Source organism: Thermoflexus sp., assembly GCF_040289485.1.
Classification (GTDB): Bacteria; Chloroflexota; Anaerolineae; order Thermoflexales; family Thermoflexaceae; genus Thermoflexus.
On sequence record NZ_PSLG01000090.1, the window covers coordinates 355 to 6,331 of the forward strand.

General features: G+C 70.9%; 7 protein-coding genes and 1 pseudogene. 4 read left to right on the forward strand and 4 right to left on the reverse strand.

What is annotated here, in order from left to right:
• The 3 genes from C4313_RS10795 to C4313_RS10805 form a co-directional block, all read left to right on the forward strand.
• The coding region (locus C4313_RS10795; protein WP_352429868.1) for a M20/M25/M40 family metallo-hydrolase at positions 1 to 422 on the forward strand (422 nt) is incomplete at its 5' end.
• Positions 423 to 462: 40 nt separating this feature from the next.
• Positions 463 to 1,635: a homocitrate synthase gene (gene lysS, locus C4313_RS10800; RefSeq protein WP_352429869.1), complete on the forward strand. Its 1,173-nt coding sequence runs from the start codon at positions 463 to 465 to the stop codon at positions 1,633 to 1,635.
• A 37-nt stretch (positions 1,636 to 1,672) separates the two neighbouring features.
• Positions 1,673 to 2,974: a 3-isopropylmalate dehydratase large subunit gene (locus tag C4313_RS10805; RefSeq protein WP_352429870.1), complete on the forward strand. Its 1,302-nt coding sequence runs from the start codon at positions 1,673 to 1,675 to the stop codon at positions 2,972 to 2,974.
• A 43-nt stretch (positions 2,975 to 3,017) separates the two neighbouring features.
• On the opposite strand, the gene C4313_RS10810 is transcribed toward C4313_RS10805, so the two are convergent.
• On the reverse strand, positions 3,018 to 3,260 hold the full coding sequence (locus C4313_RS10810) for a DUF4058 family protein (RefSeq protein ID WP_352429871.1): 243 nt from the start codon (positions 3,258 to 3,260) through the stop codon (positions 3,018 to 3,020).
• A gap of 104 nt (positions 3,261 to 3,364) precedes the next feature.
• Between C4313_RS10810 and C4313_RS10815 the strand changes: the two genes are divergently transcribed.
• Complete coding sequence (locus C4313_RS10815) at positions 3,365 to 3,895, forward strand: 3-isopropylmalate dehydratase small subunit (RefSeq protein WP_352429872.1); 531 nt, start codon at positions 3,365 to 3,367, stop codon at positions 3,893 to 3,895.
• 7 nt (positions 3,896 to 3,902) lie between these two features.
• Here C4313_RS10815 and C4313_RS10820 read toward each other — a convergent pair whose 3' ends face one another.
• From C4313_RS10820 to C4313_RS10830, 3 genes and pseudogenes are all read right to left on the reverse strand, one after another.
• Positions 3,903 to 4,190 (reverse strand): GYD domain-containing protein, encoded by a 288-nt coding sequence (locus C4313_RS10820; protein ID WP_352429873.1) that lies wholly within the window; start codon positions 4,188 to 4,190, stop codon positions 3,903 to 3,905.
• Positions 4,191 to 4,214: 24 nt separating this feature from the next.
• Complete coding sequence (locus C4313_RS10825; RefSeq protein WP_352429874.1) at positions 4,215 to 5,549, reverse strand: hypothetical protein; 1,335 nt, start codon at positions 5,547 to 5,549, stop codon at positions 4,215 to 4,217.
• A 36-nt stretch (positions 5,550 to 5,585) separates the two neighbouring features.
• Positions 5,586 to 5,977: pseudogene (locus C4313_RS10830) on the reverse strand (hypothetical protein); the annotation flags it as partial.

Here is a 5,977-nt window from a genome sequence, read left to right on the forward strand (position 1 = left end):
TGGCCGCCGACGGCGACGGCTGGCGGGAATGGGCGGAGATGACGGTGGGGTTCCGGCTGCCGGAGGCCTGGCCCCCCGAGCGGTGGCGGGAGGCCCTCCGCCCGTTGCTGGAGGGCGCGGGAGCCCTCTGGCGGACGGAGGGGGAGGAGCCGGCATGGCGGGCCTCCCCCGACACGGCCCTGGTCCGGGCGCTGCTGGCCGGGATCCGGGCGGAGGGCCTGCGCCCGCGCTTCCGGCTCAAGTCCGGGACCTCCGATATGAACGTGGTCGGGCCAGCCTGGCGCTGTCCCATCGCCGCCTACGGCCCGGGCGACGCCCGCCTGGATCACACGCCCGAGGAACACATCCAGCTGAAGGAATACCTGGCCGGCGTCCGGGTGCTCGCCCGGGCCCTGGAGGAGATCGCCCACGCCCAACTGTGACAGAGGCCCCACCACGATCCCAGGAAAGGAGGAGGCGCCTATGCCGCTGGATCGCTTCTTCATCATCGAGTCGACACTGCGCGAAGGCGAGCAATTCGTTGGGGCTCACTTCTCCACTGAGGACAAGATCCGCATCGCCCGGGCCCTGGACGAGTTCGGGGTGGAATACATCGAACTGACCAACCCCTCGGCCTCCCCCAAGAGTTTCGAGGACTGCCGGACGATCGCCCGCCTGGGGCTGCGCTGCAAGGTCCTCACCCACATCCGCTGCCACATGGAGGACGCCCAGCGGGCCCTGGAGACGGGGGTGGACGGCATCGACGTGGTCATCGGGGTCTCGTCCTACCTGCGGGCCTTCAGCCACGGCATGAGCGTGGAGGAGATCATCGACCGGGCCGCCGAGGTGTTGTCGTTCATCCGAGAGCAGGCCCCTGCCATCGAGTTGCGCTTCTCCACCGAGGACACCTTCCGCAGCGACCCGGCGGACCTGCTGCGGGTGTATCTGGCCGTCGACCGGCTGGGGGTGGTGGACCGGCTGGGGATCGCCGACACGGTGGGGATCGCCACCCCCAGCCAGGTGGCCTGGCTGGTGGGCACCCTGCGGCGCCTGACCCGGGCGGACATCGAGTTCCACGGCCACAACGACACCGGATGCGCCATCGCCAACGCCTTCGCCGCCCTCGAGGCGGGGGCCACCCACATCGACACCACCGTCCTGGGGATCGGGGAGCGCAACGGCATCACCCCCCTGGGCGGCTTCATCGCCCGGATGTACACCGTCAACCGGGATCTGGTGCGCCGCAAGTATAACCTGAAGAAACTGCGGGAGATCGAGCAGATGGTGGCGGAGATGGTGGGGGTGGAGATCCCCTTCAACAACTACATCACCGGGATGGCCGCCTTCACCCACAAGGCCGGCATCCACGCCAAGGCCATCCTCAACAACCCGGAGACCTACGAAGCCCTGGACCCCCAGGACTTCGGGATGACCCGCTACATCTCCATCGCCCACCGGCTGACGGGGTGGAACGCGGTGAAGGCCCGGGCGGAGCAACTGGGGCTGAGCCTGAGCGACGAGCAGATCCGGGCGGTCACCGCCCACATCAAGGCCCTGGCCGACGAGAAGCGGATCACCCTGGAGGATGTGGACGAGATGCTGCGGCGCTGGGCGAACGGAGAGGCCGTCGCCCGGTCCGTCTCCCCGCGGCCGTGAGGGGCGATGGGAGATCCGATCGAGAGGAGGCCCGCCGATGGGAGGCCAGACCTTCGCCCAGAAGGCCATCGCCCGGGCGGCCGGCCGCCCGACGGCCGCCGTCGGGGAGATCGTGGACGTGGAGCCGGACCTCATCCTGAGCCACGACAACACGGCGGCCATCGCCCGCATGTTCTCCGCCCTGGGCCTGCGGCGGGTGAAGGACCCCAACCGGCTGGCCATCACCCTGGACCACGCCGTGCCCCCGCCGACGCCGCAGCACGCCCAGAACCACGCCGAGATCCGCCGGTTCGTGGCCGAGCAGGGGATCCGGAACTTCTTCGAGGCCGGGCGGGGGATCTGCCATCAGGTGCTGTGCGAGGAGGCCCTGGTGCTCCCTGGCCAGATGGTCCTGGGGGCCGACAGCCACACCACCCACTTCGGCGCGCTAGGGGCCTTTGGGGCCGGCGTGGGGCGCAGCGAGGTGCTGGCCCTGTGGGCCACCGGCCAGATCTGGCTCCGGGTCCCCTCCAGCATCCGGATCGTCCTTCGGGGTCGCCTCTCCGAGGGGGTGACGGCCAAGGACCTCTGCCTGCGGATCTTCCGCGACCTGAGGGCGGACGGCGGCCTGTACCGCTCGGTGGAGTTCGCCGGCGACGGCGTGGCGTCCCTTTCCATCGAGAGCCGGATGGTCATCGCCAACTTCATGGCCGAGTTCGGGGTCAAGAACGCTTATCTCCCCCCGGACGACGCCGTCTTCGACTGGCTGGCGCCCCGCCGGGCCCGGCGCACGGGGGAGCCGGTGCAGGCGGTCCGGGAGGCCATCGCCCTGGGGGCCCTCTACCCGGACCCCGACGCGGCCTACGAGGCCGAACACCTCTACCGGCTGGAGGAACTGGAGCCCATGGTGGCCTGTCCCCACAGCGTGGACCACGTGAAGCCGCTGCGGGAGGTGGCGGGGACCCGCATCGATATGGCTTTCATCGGCACGTGCACCAACGGGCGGCTGGAGGACATCGCTGCCGCGGCGGCGATCCTGCGCGGACGGCGGGTTGCCCCCGGCGTGCGGCTGCTGGTGATCCCCGCTTCCAGCGAGGTGCTGCAAGAGGCCCTCCGGCGCGGCTACATCCAGACCCTTGTGGAAGCCGGGGCGATGATCGGGGTCCCTGGCTGTGGACCGTGCATGGGGAACCACATGGGGATCCCCGCGCCTAGGGAAGTGGTGATCTCCTCGGGGAGCCGGAACTTCCGGGGGCGAATGGGGACGCCAGAGGCGGAGATCTACCTGGCCAGCCCCGCCGTGGTCGCCGCCAGCGCCCTGCGTGGGCGCATCACCGACCCTCGCGAGGTGACGCCATGAGAGCACCCCACGCATGAGGCCCGCCCTTGGAAAGCGCACGGCCTCAACCGGGCTGCGCCGACCGTTCTGCCTGCCAGCGCTCGATCTGGGCGCGGGCCCATGCGGCGTCGGCCGGGGAGAGCGGCGGGGGCGGGACCGGCCCGCGATGCTCCACCCGCACACAGAAACGAGGAACCAAGGCTGGGGCGCGCTCCGACCGGATCGCCTCCAGCCACCCATGATGGATGTCCGGCCAGAGGGCGGGGTCCTCGAGATACGGATCCATGCCAGGGAACGGGGATGGCATACCCCACCTCCGCCGCTCGGAAACCTGGATGCAGTCTCACACCGGCCTCGAGGGGGCGGCAAGCCCCCCGGCGCGCCCGACGGATTCCTTAAAGGAGGATCGCGATGCGGCTGCGGGGTCGCGTCTGGAAATATGGCGACAACGTCAACACCGATGTAATCTTCCCGGGCAAATACACCTACACGATCACCGACCCGACCGAGATGGCGCGGCATGCCCTCGAGGACCTGGACCCGGCCTTCGCGCGGGAGGTGCGGCCGGGCGACATCATCGTCGCCGGCCGCAACTGGGGGTGCGGCTCCTCCCGCGAGCAGGCGGTGATCGCCCTGAAGGCGGCAGGGGTCCAGGCCATCGTCGCCAAGTCCTTCGCCCGCATCTACTTCCGCAACGCCATCAACAACGGCCTGCTGCCCATCGTCTGCCCAGAGGCGGTGGATGCCATCGCGCCGGGAGAGGAGATCGAGATCGACCTGGAGGCCCACCACATCCACTGCCGGGCGGGGACCTTTCCCTTCCCGTCCCTCTCGCCTTCGGTGCGGGCCATCCTGGAGGCCGGGGGGCTGATCCCCATGCTCTGCCGCCGGCTCGGCCTCCCCGTCCCCCAGGGGCCCCTCGGATCGGGCGGCGGGGATTGAGCGCCGCCTACGCCTTCAGGCGCTGGATGAAAGCCTCGATGGGGATGGCCGGCAGCGTCATGATCTTGACGCTGCCCCGCGAGGCCAGTTCCACCGAGACCCGGGCCACCGTCTCGTTATCCGGCGCCTCCACGACGTTCACGAAGTCGTAGGGGCCCAGCACGGCGTACTGGGCCAGGACCTTGACGCCCATGGCCTCGACCTCGCGGTTGACCTCCAGGATGCGTTCTGGCCGCTCCTTGAGGGTCTCCGCCCCTTCATCGGTGAGGGTGCTGAGCATGATATAGATCGGCATAGGGCTCCTCCTTGTACCTCGGGCTTACGGCTGGATCTCAAAGCGCTCCGGGCCGATCTGCAAAGTGAGCGGGCCAGGCTGCGCCAGGGCGTAGCGCAGCCGCCAGGCCATGGTTTGGCCCGGCGCCACCGTCCAGGGCAACGGCGGGTCCGCCTCCAGCAACGGCACCGGACGGCCGCCGGCCGCCTGCAACACCACCGCTTCCGCCCCCAGCCGGGCCGGCAGGTCCCCCGTGTTCCCAAACCCGCCCCGGATCTCCAGGACCCCTTCCTCCGGCAGCCAGCGGGCCTCGTCCACCTGGATGCGCCAGCGGGCCTGCGGCGGGGGGGTTGGCGTCGGGCGGGGCAACTCGAACTCCACCTCCGCCGGGGCCAGGCGGCCAGGCTGGGGGTTGAACTGCCAGAGGAAGATCCCCGAGGCGGCAGCCGTGGGGATCAGGTAACCCACCGACCCCTCGAGGGTCCCGCCCGGGAGCAGACGCCCGGAGGGCAACGGGGCACCCTCCAGCGGCGTGGGCTGATACCGACGGCCGGTCTCGTCAAGGAGGCTCATCTCGAAGCCTTCCACAGCCAGGGGCTCCGACCCCTCGTGGACCACCTCAAACCGCACCTGCACCCCGATGAAATCGGCAGGGATGTCGGGCCTGCCGGAGCGCGGCGCAACGCCTATCACCGTGACCCGGACCGGCCCGACGCGCACCGGGACGCCAATCGGCACCCGCCCGCCGGGGAGAGCCGGTGGGGCTGCTTCGGGAGCGGGGGCCGCGATCACCGCCCAGCGGGCTGCTCCCCCGACCAGCAACAGGGTCAGCCCGGGGCGGCGTTGCGCCAGGAGGGCGGTTTCCTCCGGCGATACCTGCTGCTTCCCCGTGACTTCGAAGCGGAGGGCTTGGCCGGTGCTCATCTCCACCTCGAGGGGGTCCCCCTCTCGCAGTCCCTCGATCAGCCGCCGAGCCTCCGGATGGTCCGGCAGCCCGAACACCAGGTTGATGAACGTCCCCTCCATCCAGTAGATGGTCCCGAACCTGCCAGGGGGCACCGGCCAGCCATCCGCCCGGGCTGCCAGGGCCCGCACCGTCAGGGCTTCCCCCTTCATCCGGAGCCGGACCGGCACGAAGGCAGCGGCCGGCGAAGGAGCGGCCGGCGCGGGCGTCGGGTGGGAGGCCCGAAGAATCAGGACCAGCCCGACGAGGAAGAGGACCAGCCCCGCCCCGCCCACCCCCAGGCTGGCCAGGGCCCACGGGCGGGCCGTCGGGGGGATCCCTGCCCAGAAGGCCACCAAGCGTTGCTGGATCCGCCGCGCCAGCGCCCTTATCCCCTCCGTTCCCCCATACGGAACCTGCGGCGTCATCTCGGACATCGCCGGGCCACCTCCGCTCGATGTGGGCCGCGCGGCTCACGGGAGCCGGGAAGGCATGGGGATCGGGTTCAGGCGGACGACCATGGTCCCGCCGCTCTCGGCCCGGCGGACGATCCCCAGGTAGGGGATCAGCACCCGGACCGTTCCCTCCGCCCGGGCCTGCAACCGAACCCGGCCGTCGGCGTCCGTCGTCCCCCGGGCGATCGGCCGGCCATCCTGGAGGGAGACCAGCCAGACGGTCATATCGGCCACTCCCTCGCCGGGATCCCATCGGCCGTTCCCGTTGGCATCGTAGAAAACCTGGACCACCACCTCGAAGAGGGAGCCGGCGGGCGTGGGGGTGGGCAGAAGGGGCCGCACCTGTAGACGGAGGGGCGCGGGGGTGGGTGGGGCTGTGGGTGTCGGCGGCGGGGTGGCCGTGGGCGGGG

Bases quoted from the DNA above. Each gene is read 5' to 3' on its own strand.
- C4313_RS10810 (WP_352429871.1), bottom strand. From the start codon at position 3,260: ATGCCATCCCCGTTCCCTGGCATGGATCCGTATCTCGAGGACCCCGCC.
- lysS (WP_352429869.1), top strand. From the start codon at position 463: ATGCCGCTGGATCGCTTCTTCATCATCGAGTCGACACTGCGCGAAGGC.
- C4313_RS10805 (WP_352429870.1), top strand. From the start codon at position 1,673: ATGGGAGGCCAGACCTTCGCCCAGAAGGCCATCGCCCGGGCGGCCGGC.
- C4313_RS10825 (WP_352429874.1), bottom strand. From the start codon at position 5,549: ATGTCCGAGATGACGCCGCAGGTTCCGTATGGGGGAACGGAGGGGATA.
- C4313_RS10815 (WP_352429872.1), top strand. From the start codon at position 3,365: ATGCGGCTGCGGGGTCGCGTCTGGAAATATGGCGACAACGTCAACACC.
- C4313_RS10820 (WP_352429873.1), bottom strand. From the start codon at position 4,190: ATGCCGATCTATATCATGCTCAGCACCCTCACCGATGAAGGGGCGGAG.